The organism is Photobacterium sp. 270122K (genome assembly GCF_059941365.1).
In genome coordinates this window covers 127,252-151,187 of record NZ_JBPOEN010000004.1, presented here as the reverse complement: position 1 = coordinate 151,187, position 23,936 = coordinate 127,252, and the positions used below count along the sequence as shown (strand labels likewise).

Below are 23,936 nucleotides of genomic sequence, written 5' to 3'. Positions count from 1 at the left end.
ACTCAATGAGTGGCCTATCGGTGATTATTGTTGTTCTGCAAGCGCATCAAGGTAACGTTCTGCATCCAAGGCGGCCATACAGCCAGTACCGGCAGAGGTGATCGCTTGACGGTAAGTATGGTCCATCACGTCACCAGCCGCGAAGATACCTTCGATGCTGGTTTGGGTGGCATTACCGTTGGTGCCAGATTGTACTTTGATGTAGCCGTTGTGCATCTCAAGTTGGCCTTCAAAGATTGCCGTGTTTGGCTGGTGGCCAATGGCAATGAATGCGCCCATCACGTCTAACGTTTCGGTCGCGTCAGATTGCGTGTCTTTAATGCGTACCGCGGTCACGCCCATGTCATCACCCAGCACTTCATCCAAGGTACGGTTGGTGTGCAAAATGATGTTGCCGTTTTCCACTTTGTCCATCAGACGTTTGATCAGAATTTTCTCTGAACGGAAGGTCTCACGACGGTGAATCACGTGAACTTCAGTGGCGATGTTTGACAGGTACAGCGCTTCTTCAACGGCGGTGTTACCGCCGCCAACGACCGCGACTTTTTGATTACGGTAGAAGAAGCCGTCACAGGTCGCACAGGCAGAAACGCCACGGCCTTTAAACAGTTCTTCTGACTCAAGGCCCAAATACTTGGCTGATGCGCCGGTGGCGAGGATCAATGCATCACAGGTGTACTCGCCGCTGTCGCCTTTTAGACGGAAAGGACGCTGCGTGAAGTCAGTTTCGCTGATGTGATCAAAAATGATTTCAGTTTCAAAGCGCTCGGCATGTTCTTTCATGCGCTCCATCAAGCCTGGGCCGGTCAAGCCTTCGGCGTCGCCTGGCCAGTTTTCCACTTCGGTTGTTGTTGTCAGCTGGCCGCCTTGCTGCATGCCAGTGATCATCACCGGTTGAAGGTTAGCGCGTGCCGCATACACTGCTGCTGTGTAACCAGCAGGACCAGAACCAAGGATGAGCAGTTTACAGTGTCTTACGTTACTCATTACTTCTCCAGGCTGAAATGAGATTGTTATCATGTAGGGGGTGATTGTAGGAAAATTGGGTCACTATTGAAAGGAGATTTGATCCTGGTGTCTGTGTCTGACGTGACCCAATACGGTGGGCGAATAGGGCGATCCAAAACAATAAATCCTTACTTTATTTATCTTTATTTATTATAAGTAATGATTTTTGGTTATATATTGAGCGACAGTTAGTACATGCTAAGTGCCACGGTTGGATTGGTATAATGCAAGCCAAATGTTGTCGCAATCGCCTTGTTGGTGATTTTTCCGTGAATAATGTTCATGCCCTCTAGGAATCCTTCGTCATCATGCAGAGCGTGTTTATATCCTTTATTGGCAAGTGATTTTACGTAAGGCAAGGTGGCGTTGTTCAGAGCAAAGGTGGCGGTACGCGCGACGGCGCTGGGCATGTTGGTGACACAGTAATGCACCACATCATCCACCAAGTAGGTGGGATGCGACAGGGTCGTTGGGTGGGAGGTTTCAAAGCAACCGCCTTGGTCGATAGCCACATCGACGAGCACCGAACCCGTTTTCATGGTTTTAACGTGCTCGGCAGTGATCAGGCATGGGGGTTTAGCGCCGGGGACCCGCGCGGCACCGATGATGATATCGGCGCTAGCGACCAGTTTGTCAATGGTTTCATGGGTTGAGTAGAGGAGTGTGACACGGCCTTGAAACTCTTGATCCAGCGCTTGTAAAGTCTGCATATTAGTGTCTAAAAGCGTCACATTTGCATGCCATCCCAAGGCCATTCGAGCGGCATTTGCGCCCACGACTCCGCCCCCTAAGATCACAATCTGTGCGGCTTCAACGCCGGGGGTACCGCAAACTAATAAGCCACGTCCGCCATGAGAATTCTCTAAGCTTTGTGCCCCTGCTTGGATAGACATTCTGCCTGCGACCACTGACATGGGGGCTAAAAGAGGGAATTTGCCTAGGGAATCAGTGATGGTCTCGTAGGCAATACAGATAGCTTTGCTGTCGATGAGGGCTTTCGTCTGTGTAAAATCCGGCGCAAGATGAAGATAGCTGAATAATATCTGCCCGTTAGTCAGCATAATTCTTTCTTCTGCTTGGGGCTCTTTTACTTTGACAATCATCTCTGATCTGGTAAAAACTTCTTTAGCGTTAGAAATAATTACCGCGCCAGCGTTTTCATAGTCAGCATTAGCTAACCCAATGGCTTCACCCGCTTGGGTTTCAATCAATACCTGATGGCCGAGCAGCGTGAGCTCGCGGACACTGTGAGGGGTTAATCCGACTCGGTCTTCGTGAGCTTTGATTTCTTTGGGTACACCAATGATCATCCTGCTCCCCCTTGGCACCGAGTACGATTGTCTATTGACAAGGATGTAAATGCAGATCTACTGGCAGTATAGTTTGACTACAAGAGTATTTGATTCTAAAAATTAAAAAGTTGTAGTATATTTTTTTGCAAGGAAGTAAGAAGGTGGAATAAAAAATGGTAGATACCAAGAAAAAACCCTCCAAGGAATTGGATCGTATTGACCGCAACATACTGAATGAACTCCAAAAAGATGGTCGAATTTCAAACGTTGAGCTGTCTAAACGCGTTGGCCTATCGCCAACACCGTGTCTAGAGCGTGTTCGTCGACTCGAGCGTCAGGGTTACATCAGCGGCTATACCGCGCTATTGAACCCACAATATCTGGATGCATCGCTACTGGTTTTTGTTGAAATTACCTTGAACCGTGGCGCGCCAGATGTGTTTGAACAATTCAATAAGTCGGTACAAGAGCTTGAAGACATTCAAGAGTGTCACCTTGTTTCTGGTGATTTCGACTACCTATTGAAAACCCGTGTATCTGATATGTCCGCTTACCGTAAGCTATTGGGGGAGACCTTACTGCGTTTGCCGGGCGTGAATGATACGCGTACGTATGTTGTCATGGAAGAAGTGAAACAGACGAATAATCTGGTTATCAAGACCCGTTAATGCATCATCACAACATGACGCGATAAATCAAGCGGCCAGCAGTAAGCCGCTTGATTTGTTTTTACTGCTTAGAAAATCACCTCAATCTCTTAAAATTTCACCAACTCTTTACCTTCCTGTCGCCGCATCATGGCAAAAATTGACTGTATTTAGTATAAGATAAGGCATCGGTTCAGTTTATCTATTCGTACTGGCATACGGGCAATGTTGATGGTTTTTATCACGAACAATCATGCTGCGCTAAAACGCCGTTAGACGTTCATCTATTAGTTACATCGGAGTGTTTTTTGAGGACAGTTAAGGGCAAGAAGCAGCCCAAATCACGCCTTTCTGGCGGGCAGCGTTTACTGGAAAGCTTTTTGATTTTCGGTGTGCTGGCCGCGATTTTTATCATGGTTGCATTGTTGAGCTTTGATCCTGCCGACCCGTCTTGGTCACAAACGGCATGGGAAGGGCCAGTACAAAATAAAGCAGGGTCATTGGGTGCCTTAGTCGCCGATACATTATTCTTTACCCTGGGTTCACTGGCCTACTTGTTACCCATGGTGATGGTCGTGACAACGTGGGTGTTATTCCGTCGCCGCGCGCAACCGCTGAAACTGGATTACATGATCTACGGCACCCGCTTGTTAGGCTTGCTGGTATTGTTCGTCACCAGTTGTGGCTTGGCCGATCTGAACTTTGATGATATTTGGTATTTCTCATCGGGTGGGGTGATTGGCGATGTGGTCGCTAACATGGCCTTGCCGTTGTTTAATTTACTCGGTGCCACCTTGGTGCTGATGTTTGTGTGGGCCGTCGGGTTTACCTTGTTCACCGGTATTTCATGGTTGACCATTGTTGATTCTTTGGGCGAGTCATTTTTGGGCGGCTCGGCATGGCTACTGAATAAAGTGCGTTCTGATAAGTCAGAAACCTTGACGCCTTTTGCGGCCGATATCCCAGATGAAGAACAAACCGCTTTCGGTAAGCAATTGGTTCAGCAACAAATGGCAGCGGAGCCTGATGCCGACGATGTGTTGTTGGCGTCCAGCAGTCGCATTGAAATCGTGCGTCCAGCACAAAGCCGTGATGCGTTTGCGCGCCAAGAGCCGCAATTCCAAACCGCAGCAGCGTCCGTATCTGCAGCGGCGCCAGTTGCTGTCGCTAAACCCGTAGCCGAAACCCATGCTGAACCGATCATTGTGCGTGCTGAGCGCCAGCGCCAAGCAGAAGTGGCGGCACAGCCCGTTCAGCCTCAAGTGCAAGCTCACGTACCGGTACAGCCACAAGCGCCGATAGCGCAGCCTGTACCAGCCACCGCACCAGTACAAACAGCAACGCCAGTACAAACACAACCGACGCCTCAGACCACCGCGCCAGTGTCGGCACCGCAGCCTCACGTTGCGCCGGTGTCACAACCGGTTCAACCCGCGGCATCAATGACACCGTCAGCACATGATGTTGCCGCGACGGCCGCATTGGCTGCGGCAGTGTCGGTACCAGCACAGGCCGCGCCAGTCTCAGCAGCCGCCTCGGTTGCAATGGATACTGACGTAACCAACGTTGCTGACACCGCGATGACTGCCGACGCGAACCGCATGGTGGTCGATACCTTGCCTCGTCAAGCGCAGGGCATGTCGATTGAAGAGCTAGAGCGTGCGTTAGAGCTGGATGAAGATTTCACCGTTGATGCGATGCGTGACGAGGAAGCGGCTGCGTATGCGGCAGCACAACCCGTTGTAGCCTCTGATACAACAGTCTCTGCTTCGACAGACTATGGTGTAGAAAGCAGCACAGAGCGTGCAGCCGTCGAAGCCGTGGCAGAAATGCCAGTTACAGAGTCCGTAATGACAGAGCCCGCAGAAACCGTAGCGGTAGAAACAGGCACTACGGCTTATCAAGCGCCAAATACAGCCCAGTATGATGATTGGGAAGAGGTGGCGCCGGTCTTTGACGCTGACGATGAAGATTCATCTTCTGTTCATACCGCGCCTGTTACAACAGCCTTTACTGACGTTGCAGCCGCACAAGTCGCACAGACCACACCATACACTGCGTATGGGGATGATGACGCGACTTACAGCGCGATGAATGCGCCTGACAGCGAACCTCATACAATAGAACACGCGATAGAAATTGGTGTACAAGACGGCATGTCAGAATTGGAACGTGCGGAGTATGGCCTGCCAAGTGATGACAGCGAACTCAGTGATGAAGAAGCGTTCCTGAAGAAAATCCGGGATGCGCAGAAAGCACAAGCGCATGCAGCGGGGTTAGATAACCCGTTCTTAATGCGTAAAGATGAAGATTTACCGGTGCCGACTAGCCCAATGCCGACCATTGATTTGTTGGCTCCAGCAAAGCAGAACGTTGAGCCGACCAGTGAGGAAGAGCTAAAGCGTACCGCGATGCTGGTGGAGTCGAAACTGGCGGATTACAAGATTAAAGCCAAAGTCGTTGGTGTGTACCCAGGGCCGGTGATCACTCGCTACGAATTGGATTTGGCACCAGGGGTGAAGGTCAGCCGCATTTCTGGGTTGGCGAAAGACTTGGCGCGTGCCTTGTCGGCTTCTGCTGTTCGTGTCGTTGAAGTGATCCCGGGCAAGCCGTTCATTGGTCTGGAATTGCCTAACGTTAACCGTGAGACGGTTTACATGTCTCAGGTGGTGGCGAGCGATAACTTCCAGCACAAAAACAGTGCATTGCCGATTGTGTTGGGCTACGACATTGCCGGTGAGGCCGTGGTGGCCGATTTGAGTAAAATGCCACACTTGCTGGTAGCGGGTACAACCGGTTCGGGTAAATCGGTGGGGGTGAACGTGATGATCCTAAGCTTACTGTACAAATGTAAGCCGGAAGATTGTCGCTTCATCATGATTGACCCGAAAATGTTGGAATTGTCTATTTATGAAGGCATTCCGCACCTGTTGACCGAAGTTGTGACCGACATGAAAGACGCCAGCAATGCCTTGCGTTGGTGTGTCGGTGAAATGGAACGCCGTTACAAACTGATGGCTGCTGTGGGGGTACGTAATCTGGCGGGCTTTAACGCCAAGCTGGAAGAAGCGGCCGCTGCGGGGTATCCAATCCACGATCCATTGTGGCGTCCGGGTGACAGCATGGATGAATTTGCGCCATTGCTGGAAAAAATGCCAAGCATTGTGGTCATCGTCGATGAATTTGCCGACATGATGATGGTGGTGGGTAAGAAGGTTGAAGAATTGATCGCCCGTTTGGCACAGAAAGCCCGTGCAGCAGGTATTCATTTGGTGCTGGCAACACAGCGTCCATCGGTGGATGTGATCACCGGTTTGATCAAGGCGAACATTCCAAGCCGTATGGCGTTTACCGTCTCAACCAAGACCGACTCACGCACCATTTTGGACCAAGGTGGCGCGGAATCCTTGCTAGGCATGGGTGACATGTTGTACTTGCCTGCGGGTCAGAACCATCCAATCCGTGTTCACGGCGCATTTGCCTCGGATGATGATGTGCATAACGTTGTTAACGATTGGAAAGCGCGTGGTAAGCCACAATATATTGAAGGCATTTTGGAAGAAGATCAGGGTTCAGACGGCCTGTTACCGGGTGAAACGCCGGTGGCGAGTGATGATGACCTCGATCAACTGTTTGATGAAGTTGCGGCTTTTGTCGCAGAAACCCGCCGAGGGTCTGTGTCAGGGGTGCAGCGTAAATTTAAGATTGGTTACAACCGTGCCGCGCGCATTGTTGAGCAATTAGAAGCGCATGGCATTGTCAGCTCTCCGGGCCATAACGGTAACCGTGAAGTATTGGCACCACCCCCAGCAGGGCGTGATTAAGCGCACTGTAAGTGGGTGAGAACGGTCACTATGTGGCTGACAAGAGAGGAACGCGCCAGTGCAGAGTAGGCACTGGCCTTCAATCAGAAGGTTTATAGCAATGATGAAAAAAGTGGTAATGAGCGTATTAGTGGCAGCGCCAATGTTGTTGGCGAGCCAAGCGTGGGCCAATCCGCAGCAAGAACTCAGCACCCGTTTAGGCAAAGTGAATGCATTCAGTGCCGACTTCAAACAAACAGTGATCAGCCCTGACGGTGATGTACTGGTGGAAGGGGACGGCGATGTGTCGATCAAGCGCCCGAATCTGTTTCGCTGGAACACTGAAACACCGGATGAAAACGTGCTGATCTCAGACGGCAAAACCTTGTGGTATTACAGCCCGTTCATTGAGCAAGTGACGGCCATGTGGCTGAAAGATGCCACGGAACAAACTCCGTTTGTTTTGCTGACCCGCAACAGTGCTACTGACTGGCAACAATACAATGTCGCGCAAACAGCCGATACGTTTACCCTAACGCCAAAAAGCGGTGCGTCTTCAATGGGTAAATTTGTCGTGACCGTCGCGAAGAGTGGTGATGTGCGTGGTTTCAGCGTGGTTGAGCAAGACGGCCAACGCAGCAATTTTATGTTTACTAAATTTACCAAGCAGATCCCGGCCGCCAGCCAGTTTTCTTTTGTCCCGCCTAAAGGGGTGGAATTGGACGATCAGCGCCAGTAACGGCGCTCTGCTTGTCTCTTACCTGAATTACTAGGTGGCCTCTTATGATGCCACCTATTTTCGTTTAAGGAGTGGTTATTTTGAATAACTTCAGCCTCGATTTTTCATCGGATTTTCGTCCGTTGGCAGCCCGTATGCGCCCGCGAACCATTGAAGAATACATCGGCCAGCAACACATTTTGGCCGAAGGCAAACCGCTACGCCGCGCGCTAGAGGCCGGTCACTTACATTCCATGATTCTGTGGGGGCCGCCGGGCACCGGCAAAACCACACTGGCGGAAGTGGCAGCGCATTATGCGAACGCCGAGGTCGAGCGGGTATCCGCTGTCACCTCAGGGGTGAAAGACATTCGTGCTGCGATTGATAAAGCCCGTGATAATAAAATGGCCGGCCGCCGTACTATCTTGTTCGTGGATGAGGTGCATCGCTTCAATAAAAGTCAGCAGGATGCCTTTTTGCCGCACATCGAAGACGGCACGGTAACCTTCATTGGCGCAACGACGGAGAACCCGTCATTTGAACTCAATAACGCACTGTTATCCCGCGCGCGGGTGTACAAGCTCAAGTCTTTAGACAACGAGGAAGTGTTGGCCGTGATCGACCAAGCTCTGGCGGATCCGGTGCGTGGCGTGACAGAACATAACCTGCTGTTCGTCGATGAGGTAAAAAACCGGTTGGCTGAACTGGTCAACGGTGATGCGCGTATGTCGCTGAACTACCTTGAGCAGTTGATCGACATGGCCGAAGAGGACGCACAAGGCAATAAGTTGATCACGTTGGCCTTGTTGGCGGAAGTGGCTGGCGAGAAGATTGGCCGTTTCGATAACAAAGGGGATTTATGGTACGACATGATTTCTGCCGTTCATAAGTCGATCCGTGGTTCCAGTCCTGATGGAGCCCTGTATTGGTTTGCCCGTATGCTGCAAGCCGGGTGTGATCCCTTGTACATCGCACGCCGTTTGCTTGCCATTGCGTCTGAAGACATCGGTAATGCGGATCCACGCGCGATGCAGGTGGCCGTGTCAGCATGGGATTGTTTTACCCGTGTGGGCGCGTATGAAGGTGAACGTGCGATTGCTCAGGCCATTGTGTATTTGGCCAGTGCACCTAAGAGTAATGCGGTGTATACCGCGTTCAGTCAGGCAAAAATGGATGCGGCTAATCATCCCGATTATGAGGTGCCACACCATCTGCGCAATGCGCCGACTAAACTGATGAAGGAGTTAGGCTACGGGCAAGGGTACCGTTATGCCCATGACGAGCCGGGGGCGTATGCCGCGGGAGAGTGTTACTTCCCACCGGAATTGGCCGGGACACGGTACTACCAGCCGACAAACCGTGGATTGGAAACTAAAATTACCGAAAAGTTAGATTATCTTGCTTCTTTAGATGCAAAAAGCGCTTTAAAGCGCTATCAATAATAGGGCTTTTTGGGTATTGTTGACCCATAAGCGTTGGGTTACCTAACGCCTTCTGAATTAAAAATTATTTAGCCATCGGTTTGGTTAAATAGTGTGCATTTTAGAACATTTTGAGCACAGGATTAGCATGCTAGATTCTAAATTACTTCGTACTGAGCTGGACGCAACAGCCGAAAAATTAGCGCGCCGTGGTTTCACTCTTGATGTAGAGTCACTACGTTCCCTAGAAGAAAAGCGTAAGGGCCTTCAAGTAAAAACTGAAGACCTTCAGGCACTGCGTAACTCGCGATCGAAGTCCATCGGTCAAGCAAAAGCGAAGGGCGATCACGAAGAAGCTGAGCGTATCCTTGCTGAGGTGGGTAACCTAGGTACTGAACTTGATGATGCGAAAAAAGCACTGGCTGCCCTGCAGGCTGAGCTTGATGCCATCACGCAAACCGTGCCTAACCTGCCAGATGATTCTGTGCCAATGGGTAAAGATGAAAACGACAACGTAGAAGTTGTACGTTGGGGCGAGCCAAAAACCTACGACTTTGACGTGAAAGATCACGTTGATCTGGGTGAGCTGTCTGGCGGTCTGGACTTTGCAAGTGCAGTAAAAATCACCGGTGCACGTTTCATCGTGATGAAAGGTCAGTTTGCGCGTCTACACCGTGCAATTGCGCAGTTCATGCTTGATCTACACACTGACGAGCACGGCTACACAGAAATGTATGTACCGTACCTTGTGAACTCAGACAGCCTGTTCGGTACGGGTCAGCTACCTAAGTTTGGTGGTGATCTGTTCCACACCCAGCCACTGACTGAAAAAGTGAACGATGAAGAGCCACGTACGTTGTCTCTTATCCCAACAGCAGAAGTGCCAGTGACAAACCTGCTGCGTGACACAATTTCTGAAGAAGCTGAGTTGCCAATCAAGATGACGGCACACACACCGTGTTTCCGTTCTGAAGCGGGCTCTTACGGCCGTGATACACGCGGTTTGATCCGTATGCACCAGTTCGACAAAGTGGAATTGGTTCAGATCACACGTCCTGAAGACTCAATGGCTGCGCTAGAAGAGCTAACTGGTCACGCTGAGAAAGTGCTTCAGTTGCTAGAACTGCCATACCGTAAGGTTGTGCTATGTACTGGCGATATGGGCTTCGGCTCTGCGAAGACATACGACCTTGAAGTGTGGGTTCCTGCACAAGAGACTTACCGTGAAATCTCTTCATGTTCAAACATGTGGGACTTCCAGGCGCGCCGTATGCAAGCACGTTTCCGCCGTAAAGGTGAGAAGAAGCCAGAGTTGGTGCACACACTAAACGGTTCTGGTTTGGCTGTAGGCCGTACCATGGTTGCTATCCTTGAGAACAACCAAGAAGCAGATGGCCGTATCCGTATCCCTGAAGTACTGCGTCAGTACATGGGTAACGCGACACACATCGGTTAATCGCTGCATTAACACTGAAAACCCAGCCTTTTGGCTGGGTTTTTTTATGCCTGCAATTCTTGTTCATGCTGTGTTTATGAAGAGATATATGCGGAGTGCGTATTGAATGGTTATGGCACGTTGTTCATGTCAGGTTGTGTTACTTGCCTCTCTCTGAGTAAATGTATGGGTGATTTCGCATCAGAATAAATGGGTTGTTATGGCATGCTTTTACCATATCTTATTGAATAGTGATGCTTGGTTCGATCTTTTGTGAATTGATATTCGTTTTTTGTGATTATTTTTTCGTTATGTATTGCGCACGATAGGATTGTCGATATAATGAGCTCAATAAGGAATTATGCACTTTTTCCGAAGTTTTAGTCACGCTAGGTTTAATCATTCAGAGAGAAGTAGGATGACGGATACTGTACTTGCCCAAGAAACCCATAAGACCAGCCGGAACATGCTGATGTTCGCGATTCCATCGATGCTGGGTCTGTTCTTTTTCCTTGCCCCGCTGAGCGTGAACGGTGACTTTACCTTTCCGCTGGCTCTCATGGCGAAAAGCTTCAAAAGCCTGATGGGGGAAGCCTTGCTACCCACTGTCGCCGCTGTGATTTGTCTTTCTGCGGTTTTGTCATTGGCCGCAAGCGTCGTTAAGCCGCGTTTTGTGATGGACTCATCGCTGCTGACCCGTTTGTTTGTACTGACGCCAACATGGTTGGTGATTCGTGGCTTGGGTGCTGTCTTTACAGTACTTGCACTCTATCAGGTCGGTCCGGAAGTGATCTGGAACGGTAACACGGGTGGCTTGGTTCTGAATGATTTGCTGCCATCGCTGTTTGTGACCTTTTTCTTTGCTGGCCTGCTTCTCCCTCTATTGCTTAATTTTGGCTTGCTGGAACTTTTAGGTACCTTGATGAGTAAGTTCATGCGTCCGGTATTTCGTCTACCAGGCCGTGCCGCCATTGACTGTATTTCATCATGGCTAGGGGATGGTACGGTAGGGGTAATCCTGACCAGCAAACAGTACGAACAAAAGAAATACACCGCCCGTGAAGCGGCCGTTGTGGCGACCATGTTTTCGCCAGTCGGGATCTCGTTTTCACTGGTAGTACTGACGCAGGTGGGCTTGGCGAATTACTTTGTGCCTTTCTATTTATCGATTTGTCTGTCTGGTGTGGCGGCAGCCGTGATTATTCAGTACTTGCCACCACTGAGCTACAAGAAAGATCTCTATATTGACGGTACCGCGCCAAACCGTGATGAAGAGTTGGTACCAGAGGGGCAGACTGCGATGCAGTTTGGTATGCACTTAGCCCTAAAGCGTGCGAGTGGCGTTAACAGCCTGAGCGCAGTGGCGAAAGAAGGCTTCCATAACTCATTGGATATGGTGTTGGGTGTACTGCCAGTAGTTATGGCGATTGGTACGCTGGGTTTGGTGGTCGCTGAAACCACACCGTTATTCTCACTGCTCGGTGCCCCGTTCGTTCCACTGCTTGAGTTGCTACACGTGGCAGAAGCACAAGCGGCGGCGCAGACCATTCTGGTCGGTTTCACTGACATGTATGTGCCTTCTATCATTGCAGCGTCGACCATTGATACCGAGATGACAAAATTTGTGGTGGCAGCACTGTCTGTGACACAGCTGATTTTCATGTCAGAAACCGGCTCAGTGATTTTGAGCAGTAAAGTACCGGTGAACTTCTTTGAACTGGTAGCGATTTTCTTACTACGTACGTTGATCACTTTGCCAATCATCGTGATGGTCGCGCATATTATCTTCTGATGCCGTTGGCTGATAGCAGCACTGATATACCGATTCTAATAACAACAATGTCATTTGGCTTTCTGCTGGCCACCCGTAAGGGTGGCCTTTTTTATTGGCTTTATGTTGGTGTTAGCGTATTTCAGATGAGGGTGTTGCAAAGTAACCGCCATGAATGACAAACAATGCATCGCCATCCCAACCAGCGATGTTGTCATGATTAATATGTAGTGGCAGTGTGTTTCCTTTGTAGGACAAGGTACCGCTGTATGCGAGATCGCCGGTAAAATCATAATAGATATCGGCGGTGAGTGCGCCAGTTTTGGGATCATAGGAGTTGATGTCTACATAAACCCCACCATCGATACCGCCAGACCACACCGCTGTTGTCGGTATCGAAGACGGCCTTGGATGATCGCTGCCCTTCGATATTTCAGGCTCTAACACATAAAAAGTGGTGATACATAAAGCGATAAAACCCAGCAGTAAACCAAGAAAGAGGCATCCAATCCATTTGAGCATAGTCGTGTTCTCGTGTTGACAGAGGATCGCTCACGGTGAGAAACGTAAACGAAGGAGCCTGCATTGTTTATCGGTGATGAGGTCATGTCATTGGACTGTGGCGGGCGATGCGACAGGCTTCTCGAACATGGTTAAGGAGGGACAGTGGTGTAATGACAGAGTGGGGCTGGAATGGGATTGAGTCTGCTTTGGCTGTTCGTCACAATCACAAGCGATATATTACAGCGTTAAATCACCGATACAAAAAAGGACTCCGAAGAGTCCTTTTGTCAGCGTATGTTCGCCCATAAAGGGTCAACGTAAGCGGTATTACATCACGCGCATACCAGGCTGTGCGCCTTCGTGCGGTTCAAGGATCCAAAGCTCTTTGCCACCCGGGCCAGCAGCTAGGATCATGCCTTCAGACATGCCGAATTTCATCTTACGCGGCTTCAGGTTTGCAACCATTACCGTGTGCTTACCGACAAGTTCTTCAGGGGTGTAGGCTGACTTGATGCCAGAGAATACCTGACGCATCTCACCACCGATATCCAACTGGAATTTCAGTAGCTTGTCAGCTTTTGGTACGGCTTCGCAAGACACGATTTTCGCGATACGCATGTCAACCTTAGCAAAATCGTCGAACTCGATTTCTGCTTCGATTGGCTCTTTGCTTAGCTCAGTTACGTTTTTCGCCGCTTCTGCTTGCTCTTTAGCAGCCACTTCGGCAGCAGCATCTTCTTTAGACGCTTCTACCATCGCTTCAACGTGCTTAGGATCAATACGGTTAAACAGGGCTTTGAACGTGGTCACGTTATGGTCAGTCAAAGGCTGTGCAATGCTTTCCCATGTTAGTGTTTCGTTCAAGAACGCTTCTGTACGCTCAGTCAGGTTAGGCATAACCGGTTTCAGGTAAGCCATTAGGACGCGGAATAGGTTAATACCCATTGAGCAGATTTCTTGCAGCTCTTGGTCTTTACCTTCTTCTTTTGCCACAACCCAAGGGGCTTTCTCATCAACGTACTGGTTAGCTTTGTCAGCCAGTGCGGTGATTTCACGGATTGCACGACCAAATTCACGCGCTTCGTAAAGTGCACCGATACGGTCTGCCGCTGCTACGAACTCTGCGTATAGCTCAGGTTCAGCGCACTGTGCAGACAGCTTGCCATCAAAACGCTTAGCGATGAAGCCCGCGTTACGCGATGCTAGGTTAACGATCTTGTTCACGATGTCGCTGTTCACGCGCTGCGTGAAGTCTTCAAGGTTCAGGTCAAGGTCGTCAATGCGGCTGTTTAGCTTTGCAGCGTAGTAGTAACGCAGGCACTCAGGATCCAAGTGCTGCAGGTACGTACCGGCTTTCACGAAGGTGCCTTTCGATTTTGACATCTTCGCACCGTTTACGGTCACGTAGCCGTGAACGAAAACGTTGCTTGGCTTACGGAAGCCAGAACCTTCCAGCATGGCTGGCCAGAATAGGCTGTGGAAGTACACAATGTCTTTACCGATGAAGTGGTAAAGCTCAGTGCTGCTGTCTTTGTTCCAGAACTCGTCAAAGTTCAGGTCATCGCGCTTGTCACACAGGTTCTTGAATGAGCCCATGTAGCCGATCGGTGCATCCAACCATACGTAGAAGAATTTGTTGGTTTCACCTGGAATTTCAAAGCCGAAGTAAGGCGCATCACGGGAAATATCCCACTGTTGCAGGCCTGACTCGAACCACTCTTGCATCTTGTTCGCGGTTTCGTCTTGCAGCGCGCCAGATTTGGTCCATGCTTTTAGCATCTCTTCAAATTGAGGCAGGTCGAAGAAGAAGTGCTCAGAATCTTTCATTACTGGTGTCGCACCAGAAACGGCAGATTTTGGGTTGATCAGCTCTGTTGGGCTATAGGTTTCGCCACAGTTATCACAGTTGTCGCCGTACTGGTCTTCTGCTTTACACTTCGGACAGGTACCTTTTACGAAACGGTCCGGTAGGAACATTTCTTTTTCAGGGTCAAACAGCTGAGAAATGGTACGGTTAGTAATGTAACCGTTGTTTTTTAGCTGTGTATAGACAAACGAAGCCAACTCACGGTTCTCATCGGAATGCGTGCTGTGGTAGTTGTCAAAGCTGATGTCGAAGCCAGCAAAGTCAGCTTGGTGCTCTTTGCTCACTTCCGCAATCATTTGCTCAGGATCCATACCCATCTGCTGGGCCTTAAGCATGATTGGAGTGCCGTGTGCGTCATCTGCACAGATGAAATGAACTTCGTTACCACGAAGGCGCTGGTAGCGCACCCAAATATCCGCTTGTACATGCTCAAGCATGTGGCCCAAGTGGATAGAACCGTTAGCGTACGGTAGGGCGCAGGTCACCAGAATTTTTCTTGGATTTGCAGCCATAATGTCTTATTTCGCTCATGATGGGTAATAAAAACGTAGCGTTAGATACTACCTGATGGACAGCGTATTGCCTAGGAGGATCTGTGGATAATCATGGCAATTAGAAAGCGATAATGTGGCATTGGTGATAGGATGAAAAGAAAGTACAAAAATGGAGCGCTAAAACCATGCGTAGTGACTCAATGCCCCGCTTTGAATGCGTGGCCGATATTACTCGTTGGCTCAATCAATTTGAGCATCCTTGGCTGCACAGTGAGTGGGCCGATACGCCCAACGTGGTGTCGGTGTATGCCGATGGTACCGTGTCGGTCGTTTTCCCATTTGCCGCCAGCACGGTGATCGAACTGCTTGAGCAGTGGGTGATCGCGCAAAAACAGCAGCATTATGTATCGAGCGATCTGAATCTTGTGATCAGCAGCCGTGTCGCGCCTTTGGCGACCGGCGATAAATCCCCGTTGCGTGGGGTAAAGAATATTGTGGTGGTGAGCTCGGCCAAAGGCGGCGTCGGTAAATCGACCACGTCGGTGAATTTGGCGTTGGGCTTGCAAGCACAAGGGGCCAAAGTTGGCTTGCTGGATGCCGACATTTACGGGCCATCGGTGCCGATGATGCTGGGTACCGTGGATGAAAAACCGCTGTCGGCAGACGGCAAAATGATGATGCCGATTGAGTCATGCGGGCTGTACACCAATTCGGTGGGCTACTTAGTGCCGGCGGACAGTGCCACCATTTGGCGTGGTCCGATGGCCTCGAAAGCGCTATCGCAAATTATTACCGAAACCTGGTGGCCGGATCTGGATTATTTAGTGATCGACATGCCACCGGGTACCGGAGACATTCAATTGACCTTGGCGCAGCAGATCCCGGTCACGGGTGCCGTTGTGGTGACGACACCACAAGACTTGGCGTTGGCGGATGCCATTAAAGGGGTCAGCATGTTCAATAAAGTGGATGTGCCGGTGTTGGGGGTGGTGGAGAACATGAGCTATCACATCTGTAGCCAGTGTGGCCACCATGAGCCGATTTTCGGTACCGGTGGGGCCGAGCGTATGGCACAAGAGTACGCGGTGCCATTGCTCGCGCAGTTGCCGCTGCACATTAAGATCCGCGAAGATATTGATAACGGTAAGCCGACCGTGGCTGCTTCCCCAGAGTCGGAACAGGCGCAAAGTTACATTCAATTAGCGGGATCGGTCGCCAGCCGACTGTACTGGCAGGGCGTGCCAATAACCGAGCAGATCACAATTCGTACAATGTAAACCTTTGCCTAGGGGCTTACTGATGAGTTTATGACCAAACGTGGCAGATGTCTCATTTTTGCTGGCATCTGCCGATACATCTGCCTATAATCATGCGGTTTATTTATACCCATTCGTATAATTGTCCGCGATGCTTCATCCTGACAGTTAACCGGTTTAATCGGTATTTCCACCAAGCCACGTTGTTTTACAGGTGCTTTCTGATATGTCTGAAAACTCACACCAATGCGTAATTATCGGTATTGCAGGTGCTTCTGCTTCCGGTAAAAGTTTGATTGCCAGTACTGTATATAAAGAATTAAAAGAGAAAGTTGGCGATCATCAGATCGGTGTTATCACAGAAGATTGTTACTACAATGATCAAAGTCACCTGAGCATGGAAGACCGGGTAAAGACCAACTACGATCACCCAAATGCATTGGATCATGATCTGTTGTGTGACCATCTAGAGATGCTCGTGCAGGGTAAAGCGGTTGAAGTACCGCAGTACAGCTACAGCGAACACACGCGCATGACAGAAACCACCACAATGACACCGAAAAAAGTGATCATTTTGGAAGGTATCCTATTGCTAACGGATCCACGTCTACGTGATTTGATGCACGCAAGCGTGTTCATGGATACGCCGCTAGACATCTGTCTACTGCGTCGTCTACAGCGTGATGTGGCTGAACGTGGCCGTACCATGGAATCTGTACTGAAACAGTACCAGAAAACCGTGCGTCCAATGTTCATGCAGTTCATTGAACCGTCTAAGCAGTACGCGGACATTATCGTGCCTCGCGGCGGTAAAAACCGTATCGCGATTGATGTGCTAAAAGCGCACATTGCCAAACTGCTACGCAGTTAAGATTAAAAAAGGCTGACAGTGTCAGCCTTTTTTGTATCACAAATTTGTCAGGCAGCCGAAAGGCTGCCTATTTTTTTTGTAAGTAATGGTAGACAATATTGTTATACCCAAGTGACTTATCAGGGTAGATGAACAAAAAGTTGCCTGGTACCGACCAAGGTTGCACGAAGGTGTGCAATGCTGGCTCGGTGCATAGGCGCATGAAACAAGTGGGGATAGAATGAAAAAGATAGTCTTTGCGTTGCTGGCCATCCTTGTGGTCATTGTGATCGGTATTGCTGCGTTATTGGCGCTGGTGGATCCGAACCAGTTTAAGCCGATGATTGCTGAGCAAGTGAAAAAGAACACCGGGCGTGAACTGGTGATTGAGGGCGATATTCATTGGCGATTTTTCCCGAGCATTGGCTTTGATATCGGCCAAACTGCCTTCCGAAACCCAGAAGGGTTTGCGGAGCCCAACCTCGTTCAATTCGACAGTGCCGCATTATCTGTGTCTGTGATGCCGCTGCTCTCTCAGCAGTTGGAAATCGGTAACGTGAGCCTGCAAGGCGGACACGTGTTTATTCAAACGTTACCAAATGGCATCAGCAACCTCGACGGTATCGGCAAGCAAGCAGATACTGCCGCTGAACCCAAGGCAACTGAACCCAAGGCCGCTACCGAGCCGGCCTCCACGTCTGAACCACAACCGTCTGGTGACAAAAAACCGTGGACACTGACACTGCAAGGCATTGAGATTGTGGATGCCAGCGCAACAGTGCGTGACGATCAAAAAAATACTCAAACCACTATCAGTGCGTTGAATTTCTCGTTAAGCCGTTTTGCGCCGGGTGAGTGGACGTCTGCCACTTTTGACGTAACCGGTAAAAACAATGGCCTGAGCTTTAGTGCAAACGGTGAAACCGAGCTGTTGATCGCCAAAGGGTTGGACAGCGCACAGGTGAAAGCACTGGCACTGAACGCTTCGGCACAAGATGCGAAGAACAAGATTGAGTCGGTCACACTGAACGTGGATCACTTCCAGTTAGGCGAGTGGGCGACCATTGATTTTACGGCGAAAGGGCAAGTGCCGGATTTAGCGTTTGATGCCAAGGGTAAAACGCGTCTGAATCTGGATGGCGCGATGAATACGCTGGCGGTTGAAGGGCTGTCTTTGAATACCGCCCTGGAAGGTAGTACGCTACCGCGCCCGAAGATGACACTGAATGTGGATGCTGACGCGCAGTATGTGATGGATAAGCAACAAGCCGTGTTGTCTCAGGTGGCCGTCACGTTGGATGAACTGGCGGTGAAAGGCAATGCGTCTTTCAAGGCGGCGGATATTCCCGTGATCCGTTTTGATTTGTCATCAGACAAGATTGATCTGGATGCCTTCTTAGGTCTCAAGCAAGACAAAGCCGCGAAAGCCTCGGCGGCGTCGAACGCGTCAGAGTCAGCATCGACACCTGAAAAGGCGTCAGATAAAAACAAAGAGCCGGATCTGTCTGCGCTGAAAACGGTCGATCTGGCCGGTAAAGTGAAGATTGGCCAGTTTAAAGTGAACAATGCCAAACTCAGTGATGTGGCGATGGATGTGCATATCAAGCGTGGGGTATTACGCCTGAAAGCATTGGATGCGAAATTGTACCAAGGGTCTATTCACGCCACAGCCAAGATTGATGCGAATCCAACCTTGCCAACGTATCAAGTGACGAAAAACATCAAAGGCGTGCAAGTCCAACCGCTGTTGATGGATGTTGCGAATAACGATGTGCTGGCCGGCGAAGGTGACATCACCGTGAATGTGCATGGTAAAGGCTTGTCGGAAGCGCGATTGCGCAGCAACATTGCTGGTACGATTGCCATTCATTTTGCTGACGGGGCGATTTATGGCGTGAACATTCCGGAGATGATCCGTGAAGCGCGTGCCACCTTGAAAGGCAAGAAGGCCGAATATGTGAAAGAAGAGAAGAAAACAGACTTCTCTGCAATGAAAGCGACCTTCACGTTAGGTAATGGTATCGCGAGCACCCGTGATATGGCGGTGGAGTCTCCCTTACTGCGTATTGCTGGTGAAGGGGAAACGAACTTGGTGTCCGAAGCGATTGATTTCACCATTAACACCTCGGTGGTCGCGACCAGTAAAGGCCAAGGCGGTAAAGACATTGATCACGTAGCCGATTTGACCGTGCCGATTGATGTGAAAGGCGACTGGACTCAGCCGCGCTTCTCGTTGAATGTGGCGCAACTGCTCAAGCAGAACAATGAGCTTGAGAAGAAGGCCAAAAAAGAAGTGGAACGCGGTTTAGAGAAACTCTTCGGTGATAAAGCCAAAGATGAAGACCTTAAAAATGCGGCTGACAAGTTGCTGAAAGGGCTGTTTAACTGATGGCGATTTACACTGACAGCGTGTCTGTAACAATATGTTTGTGACAACGTGTTGATGATAAGAAAAAAGGGCTTACTGCGGTAAGCCTTTTTTTTATGTGTGTGTCTCGTCCTGAAAGGTGTTTGGTGTTAGCGATGGATGGCCTCGCGGTTACGCGCGGGCAGTGCGGTTTTTCTTCATTGATTTCTGACTTTCTAAGCTGTTCTGAAAGGCTTTGAGTAAATCAACGGCAGAGAGCATCCCGACCAAATCACCGGCTTTGTTGAGTACAGGCGCGGCGCCAACATGGTGGTCCAGAATGGTGCCAATGGCTTTGGTGAGGGTATCGTAGGTTCTGACATGGATGATGTCTTTGCACATCACGTCTTGAATATGGAGATCATCGGTTAAATGGTAGTCGTGGCCAATATCGGGGGATTCATCGACCCAGCCCGGGCGGCGCAGTTCTCGGTCACTGACGATCCCTACTAATTCGCCCTTAGGATCGACGACCGGCAAATGGCGAATGGCTTCATCTTTCATTAAGAAAAACGCTTCTCTGATCCCTGCATCCGGCTCAATGGTGATGACTTTCTGCGTCATGTATTCAGACACTTTTGTTGGCATTGCATATTCCCTTTGTCAGAGTGAATGGACGTTGCCTGATTTACCCTAGCGAATTTTACGCCACGGTTTTGCGACCTATCCCTGAGTTTTCCTGATCGCTTGTGGGTCTTTTAGTTCGTTATGTTGCACTAATGGCTGTAAATTGGGGGCGAAAAGTGAGGATTTTCGTATTCAGTGCCCCGTGCTTTCTGGTAGTGTGTGGGGTGATAAAACTATAAATATCGTTGAACACCAATAAGATAACGAAGGAGTCCTTGTGGATTCAGTAACACAAATTGCGCTTGGGGCGGCGGTGGCCGGTGTGGTTGCCGGTCGTCAGTGTTCGCCCAAAGTACTCTTAGCCGGTGCGGCATTAGGGACGTTACCGGATCTTGATGTCTTGATCAGCTACGGCGATCCGATCTCCGATATGGTTAAGCACCGTGGATTCAGCCATTCGCTGTTTGTGCTGTTGCCGTTCTCGTGGTTACTGGCGATGCTGTGGCAACGTGTGCGACCCACCCGTTTCTCTTTTGCGCGTTTGTGGTTATTGGTTGCGGCGAGTTTGATCACCCACCCATTACTGGATGCTTTTACCACTTACGGCACGCAGCTGTTGTGGCCGATCACCACGCCGTATGCGGTTTCCAGTATTTTTATTATTGATCCCTTCTATACCGTCCCCTTATTGATCACCTTGCTGGCCAGTCTGCTGTGGCGGGAAAAAATGGCCAAATTGTGTGGGATTGGGTTAGTCATTTCATCACTGTATTTAGGCTGGTCGTGGCTGGCGTTGAATATGGTGGAAAATCGTGTTGATGCCCAGTTAGCCGGCACGCCGTTGGCGGATAAGCCGCGCTTCTTTGCGCCTACACCGCTCAATACCGTGTTATGGCGGGTGGTGATTAACGATGAGGATACGTATTGGGAAGGGTTAACGTCATTGCTTGATAATGAGAGTCATGTGGTGTTTATCCGTAAAGATCGCGGTCAGAAACCGGCGCAGTTGGTGTCATCCCATTTGACCGATCTCGAAGCATTTTCCGGCGGTTTTGTGAAATATGAACAGCGTGATGATCAATTGGTGGTGACTGATTTGCGCTTGGGGTTGGTGGATTATATGCCGTTTCAGTTTGCTTTAGCCCGCAGGCAAGGAGAGGCATGGCAGCCTATTGCACCGGTACAGTTAGACAGTCCTGCGGTAAAACCCAAGCATTTGCCAGCGCTGTGGTTAAGATTGTTGGGGAATCAGGATATTGATGCCAACCTTTGTCATGCATCAGAGTGTGCGTGACTGCTGAAAGAAGAGTGAGGAAAATACGCAGTACGATCATGGCGACAATTTCTTGGCAAATTGTGACTGCTTTTCATTCAGTTTGTTTGTGCAATCATAGTGTTATTCTTTCGACGTATAAAATTATGCACAAAAGTCACAAACGCTGTATGATTAGTCATAAGTCCTTTAAGTGTCAGTAACAGAGGTGAGCGATGAAAAAGCTTGATTTGGATACGCTTAGGGCAAGGATGCATGAAAAAGCGGTGAACAAAGCCGTTGCTTATTACAAGAAAAAACATCAAAAAGCACGTTTAACCAAGATTGACGCTTGAGTTAATGATCTTGTGATAAGTTGTACTCAGTAAAAGAGTCGCAAACTCAGTGTAAAAGGAGCGTTTATCACGCTCCTTTTTTTATTTCTGATACGTCAGTCTTGGCGGCTTTTCGCCAATCCTTTTGCTCCCATCATCTTATATTAATCATCAGATTGACGTTTGGTTGGGTCAGACACTTCTTCATACGGCCAATAATGGTGACCGAGGCGAATGATCAATGTCGCGGCTGCCAGAATAAACGCGGCCGTTGCCAGCCACACGACATAAATCCCATCTAATTCTTTCATCCCCAGCGTGATGTAACGGGCAATGGCCATAATGGCAATGTAGATTGGATAGCGGACCGGAATTTTACCGTTGGTCACAAACTGCTGAACCATGGCCAGCACTTCCAAATAGATAAACATCAACAGTATATCGGTCAGCAAAATTTGTCGGTTGACATAAACATGGACAAATTCATTGAGCATGGCGGTGACGGTCGCCAAGGTGATCGCAACAAGCAAAATCGCTTCAAGCACGTGAAATAGCTTCAGAAAGGGACGACTAAAGCTTTTTGGTAAATGAGAAGGCATGACAAATCCTTATAAGAATTATTTTGCCTTAGTATATGAGATGAAGGAGCGGGATGTTAACGGAACTTGCCGTAAAGCGCATGGGTGATGAAAAAACGGCCAGTGTGCGAGACGTACAATGGGGAAATCCCCACCGTACGTCCAATGCATACCTGTAGTACATTAGTGCGACGTGATGTCATGACCGGTGATCATCCTCGAGAAAGAGGGATTACCAGTCGACGCCTTTGCGGGCTTTTACACCGCTTTCAAACGCATGTTTCACATTGCGCACTTCCGAAACGGTATCTGCCAGTTCAATCAAGGTGCGGTGTGCACCACGGCCAGTCACAATCACGGACTGTGAGGCGGGACGTTGTGTGATGGCCGCAACGACTTCATCCAGTTCTACATAGCCATACGTGACCATATACGTCAGTTCATCCAGCAGCACTACATCGTAGCGTGCATCGGCTAGCATCTTTTTGCATTCCGCCCATGTTTCTTGGGCAGCTTGGGTATCGGCGTCTTTGTTTTGGGTGTCCCAGGTGAAGCCCGTTGCCATCACAGCAAAGTTCACACCATGCTGTTCCAGTAAGGCGCGTTCGCCGCAATCCCAGGTGCCTTTAATGAATTGGCCCACACCACACGTTTGTCCGTGACCCACGGCACGGGCAATGGTGCCAAATCCTGAGGTGGATTTGCCTTTACCGTTACCGGTAATGATCAGAAACAGGCCTTTTTCTTCTTGTGCAGCATCCACACGGGCATCGATCTCTGCTTTGACTTTTTGCTGACGGGCTTTGTAGCGCGCGTCTTTATCGGCATGGCCTGTTTGTGACGGGTCATGTTGCGCATTGTCAGAGGCGTCAGGGTGTGAGGAAGTCGTCATCGTCATTCTTATCCTTATCCTATTGAAGAAGGGGCCGGTTACCCCGCCACCATGGCAAGTAACACAAGGTAGCCACTGATTTCAGCTAACTGTTGGGCGGCGCCCAAACAATCACCGGTGTACCCGCCTAACTGGCGTTGGAACCATTGTCCGCATAAGGTACGCACCAGTAGCAGTACAAGGGTCAAGGCAACAGCCAGAGAAAGCGGTAAAAACAGTAATATAATCAAACTGGTGAAAATTAAAACCCACAAATCTTGCGGACTTTGTTGATTGGCGAGCGGTTTCACTTTGCTTTGTGTATCCAGCTGCACATAGGGATAGCTGAAAATCAGGCTAGCAGAAATAGCCCGGCTCAACCCGTGCATACTGATCAGTGCAATAACGACATACAAGGCGGAAACATCAGCCAGTGCAGTCAGGGTAGCCCATTTCAATGCGAGTGCGCTGAATAAGGCGGCCGCGCCATAGGTGCCCAAGCGGGAGTCTTTCATGATGTTGAGTTTTTGTTCGGGCTCCCAGCCACCGCCAAATCCATCAAACACATCGGCAAGGCCATCTTCATGGAAAGCCCCAGTGACCAATAAGCTGGCGATCATGGCGATCAATACCGCAATAGTACTCGGAAACAGGTAATACGCCAGCCAGAAAGCACCTGCACTGATCAATCCCACGATGATCCCGATGGCAGCAAAATAGCGGTTAGCTTGGTTGAGGCGCTCCGTGGAATAGGGCGTATCAGCAGGAATGGGAATACGGGTAAAAAAAGCGAGTGCGATCAGAAAAATGTGCCATTGCTGCTTCATGATGAACGGTCGTCTGTGTTGAGGAAAAGAGCG

Annotated in this window: 18 protein-coding genes; 10 read left to right on the top strand and 8 right to left on the bottom strand. The window is 49.7% G+C overall.

What is annotated here, in order from left to right; translation table 11 throughout:
* Positions 1 to 24: 24 nt before the first annotated feature.
* A complete protein-coding gene (trxB, locus tag ACSF8W_RS09190) occupies positions 25 to 987 on the bottom strand; it encodes a thioredoxin-disulfide reductase (RefSeq protein ID WP_500846951.1) in 963 nt (320 codons plus the stop codon).
* Positions 988 to 1,196: 209 nt separating this feature from the next.
* Positions 1,197 to 2,318, bottom strand: a complete 1,122-nt coding sequence (gene ald, locus ACSF8W_RS09185) for an alanine dehydrogenase (RefSeq protein WP_500846949.1) — start codon at positions 2,316 to 2,318, stop codon at positions 1,197 to 1,199.
* 155 nt (positions 2,319 to 2,473) lie between these two features.
* Between ald and lrp the strand changes: the two genes are divergently transcribed.
* The 6 genes from lrp to ACSF8W_RS09155 all read left to right on the top strand — a co-directional run bounded on the left by lrp (position 2,474) and on the right by ACSF8W_RS09155 (position 12,116).
* Entirely contained in the window at positions 2,474 to 2,968 is a 495-nt protein-coding gene (lrp, locus tag ACSF8W_RS09180; protein ID WP_036832575.1) for a leucine-responsive transcriptional regulator Lrp, read from the top strand.
* A gap of 287 nt (positions 2,969 to 3,255) precedes the next feature.
* On the top strand, positions 3,256 to 6,771 hold the full coding sequence (locus ACSF8W_RS09175; protein ID WP_500846946.1) for a DNA translocase FtsK 4TM domain-containing protein: 3,516 nt from the start codon (positions 3,256 to 3,258) through the stop codon (positions 6,769 to 6,771).
* Between the two features lie 103 nt (positions 6,772 to 6,874).
* Entirely contained in the window at positions 6,875 to 7,489 is a 615-nt protein-coding gene (lolA, locus tag ACSF8W_RS09170) for an outer membrane lipoprotein periplasmic chaperone LolA (protein ID WP_500847296.1), read from the top strand.
* 80 nt (positions 7,490 to 7,569) lie between these two features.
* Positions 7,570 to 8,910, top strand: coding sequence for a replication-associated recombination protein A (locus tag ACSF8W_RS09165; RefSeq protein WP_500846945.1), 1,341 nt, complete (start codon positions 7,570 to 7,572; stop codon positions 8,908 to 8,910).
* 127 nt (positions 8,911 to 9,037) lie between these two features.
* The gene (gene serS / locus ACSF8W_RS09160; RefSeq protein WP_500846944.1) at positions 9,038 to 10,345 is read left to right on the top strand and encodes a serine--tRNA ligase; all 1,308 of its coding nucleotides are present in this window, start codon (positions 9,038 to 9,040) and stop codon (positions 10,343 to 10,345) included.
* Positions 10,346 to 10,742: 397 nt separating this feature from the next.
* Entirely contained in the window at positions 10,743 to 12,116 is a 1,374-nt protein-coding gene (locus tag ACSF8W_RS09155; RefSeq protein ID WP_500846942.1) for a YjiH family protein, read from the top strand.
* A 111-nt stretch (positions 12,117 to 12,227) separates the two neighbouring features.
* Here the strand turns inward: ACSF8W_RS09155 and ACSF8W_RS09150 are convergent, their stop codons facing one another.
* Positions 12,228 to 12,617: a hypothetical protein gene (locus tag ACSF8W_RS09150; RefSeq protein WP_500846940.1), complete on the bottom strand. Its 390-nt coding sequence runs from the start codon at positions 12,615 to 12,617 to the stop codon at positions 12,228 to 12,230.
* A gap of 309 nt (positions 12,618 to 12,926) precedes the next feature.
* Complete coding sequence (gene metG / locus ACSF8W_RS09145) at positions 12,927 to 14,978, bottom strand: methionine--tRNA ligase (protein WP_500846938.1); 2,052 nt, start codon at positions 14,976 to 14,978, stop codon at positions 12,927 to 12,929.
* A 167-nt stretch (positions 14,979 to 15,145) separates the two neighbouring features.
* Here metG and apbC point away from each other — a divergent pair, with 167 nt between their 5' ends.
* The 3 genes from apbC to ACSF8W_RS09130 all read left to right on the top strand — a co-directional run bounded on the left by apbC (position 15,146) and on the right by ACSF8W_RS09130 (position 19,455).
* Positions 15,146 to 16,237: an iron-sulfur cluster carrier protein ApbC gene (gene apbC / locus ACSF8W_RS09140; protein WP_500846936.1), complete on the top strand. Its 1,092-nt coding sequence runs from the start codon at positions 15,146 to 15,148 to the stop codon at positions 16,235 to 16,237.
* A 205-nt stretch (positions 16,238 to 16,442) separates the two neighbouring features.
* The gene (gene udk / locus ACSF8W_RS09135) at positions 16,443 to 17,087 is read left to right on the top strand and encodes a uridine kinase (RefSeq protein ID WP_500846934.1); all 645 of its coding nucleotides are present in this window, start codon (positions 16,443 to 16,445) and stop codon (positions 17,085 to 17,087) included.
* A 220-nt stretch (positions 17,088 to 17,307) separates the two neighbouring features.
* Complete coding sequence (locus ACSF8W_RS09130; protein WP_500846932.1) at positions 17,308 to 19,455, top strand: AsmA family protein; 2,148 nt, start codon at positions 17,308 to 17,310, stop codon at positions 19,453 to 19,455.
* A gap of 150 nt (positions 19,456 to 19,605) precedes the next feature.
* Here the strand turns inward: ACSF8W_RS09130 and ACSF8W_RS09125 are convergent, their stop codons facing one another.
* Positions 19,606 to 20,061, bottom strand: a complete 456-nt coding sequence (locus tag ACSF8W_RS09125) for a CBS domain-containing protein (protein WP_500846930.1) — start codon at positions 20,059 to 20,061, stop codon at positions 19,606 to 19,608.
* A 256-nt stretch (positions 20,062 to 20,317) separates the two neighbouring features.
* Here ACSF8W_RS09125 and ACSF8W_RS09120 point away from each other — a divergent pair, with 256 nt between their 5' ends.
* A complete protein-coding gene (locus tag ACSF8W_RS09120; protein ID WP_500846929.1) occupies positions 20,318 to 21,334 on the top strand; it encodes a metal-dependent hydrolase in 1,017 nt (338 codons plus the stop codon).
* 457 nt (positions 21,335 to 21,791) lie between these two features.
* On the opposite strand, the gene ACSF8W_RS09115 is transcribed toward ACSF8W_RS09120, so the two are convergent.
* The 3 genes from ACSF8W_RS09115 to ACSF8W_RS09105 form a co-directional block, all read right to left on the bottom strand.
* Entirely contained in the window at positions 21,792 to 22,226 is a 435-nt protein-coding gene (locus ACSF8W_RS09115) for a phosphate-starvation-inducible protein PsiE (protein WP_500846927.1), read from the bottom strand.
* A 211-nt stretch (positions 22,227 to 22,437) separates the two neighbouring features.
* Positions 22,438 to 23,103: a cob(I)yrinic acid a,c-diamide adenosyltransferase gene (cobO, locus tag ACSF8W_RS09110; RefSeq protein WP_500846926.1), complete on the bottom strand. Its 666-nt coding sequence runs from the start codon at positions 23,101 to 23,103 to the stop codon at positions 22,438 to 22,440.
* A 32-nt stretch (positions 23,104 to 23,135) separates the two neighbouring features.
* On the bottom strand, positions 23,136 to 23,903 hold the full coding sequence (locus ACSF8W_RS09105) for an adenosylcobinamide-GDP ribazoletransferase (RefSeq protein WP_500846924.1): 768 nt from the start codon (positions 23,901 to 23,903) through the stop codon (positions 23,136 to 23,138).
* Between the last annotated feature and the right edge of the window lie 33 nt (positions 23,904 to 23,936).

Coding starts and splice junctions, on each gene's coding strand:
- trxB (WP_500846951.1), bottom strand. CDS start 987: ATGAGTAACGTAAGACACTGTAAACTGCTCATCCTTGGTTCTGGTCCT.
- ald (WP_500846949.1), bottom strand. CDS start 2,318: ATGATCATTGGTGTACCCAAAGAAATCAAAGCTCACGAAGACCGAGTC.
- lrp (WP_036832575.1), top strand. CDS start 2,474: ATGGTAGATACCAAGAAAAAACCCTCCAAGGAATTGGATCGTATTGAC.
- lolA (WP_500847296.1), top strand. CDS start 6,875: ATGAAAAAAGTGGTAATGAGCGTATTAGTGGCAGCGCCAATGTTGTTG.
- serS (WP_500846944.1), top strand. CDS start 9,038: ATGCTAGATTCTAAATTACTTCGTACTGAGCTGGACGCAACAGCCGAA.
- ACSF8W_RS09155 (WP_500846942.1), top strand. CDS start 10,743: ATGACGGATACTGTACTTGCCCAAGAAACCCATAAGACCAGCCGGAAC.
- ACSF8W_RS09150 (WP_500846940.1), bottom strand. CDS start 12,617: ATGCTCAAATGGATTGGATGCCTCTTTCTTGGTTTACTGCTGGGTTTT.
- metG (WP_500846938.1), bottom strand. CDS start 14,978: ATGGCTGCAAATCCAAGAAAAATTCTGGTGACCTGCGCCCTACCGTAC.
- apbC (WP_500846936.1), top strand. CDS start 15,146: ATGCGTAGTGACTCAATGCCCCGCTTTGAATGCGTGGCCGATATTACT.
- udk (WP_500846934.1), top strand. CDS start 16,443: ATGTCTGAAAACTCACACCAATGCGTAATTATCGGTATTGCAGGTGCT.
- ACSF8W_RS09130 (WP_500846932.1), top strand. CDS start 17,308: ATGAAAAAGATAGTCTTTGCGTTGCTGGCCATCCTTGTGGTCATTGTG.
- ACSF8W_RS09125 (WP_500846930.1), bottom strand. CDS start 20,061: ATGCCAACAAAAGTGTCTGAATACATGACGCAGAAAGTCATCACCATT.
- ACSF8W_RS09115 (WP_500846927.1), bottom strand. CDS start 22,226: ATGCCTTCTCATTTACCAAAAAGCTTTAGTCGTCCCTTTCTGAAGCTA.
- cobO (WP_500846926.1), bottom strand. CDS start 23,103: ATGACGATGACGACTTCCTCACACCCTGACGCCTCTGACAATGCGCAA.
- ACSF8W_RS09105 (WP_500846924.1), bottom strand. CDS start 23,903: ATGAAGCAGCAATGGCACATTTTTCTGATCGCACTCGCTTTTTTTACC.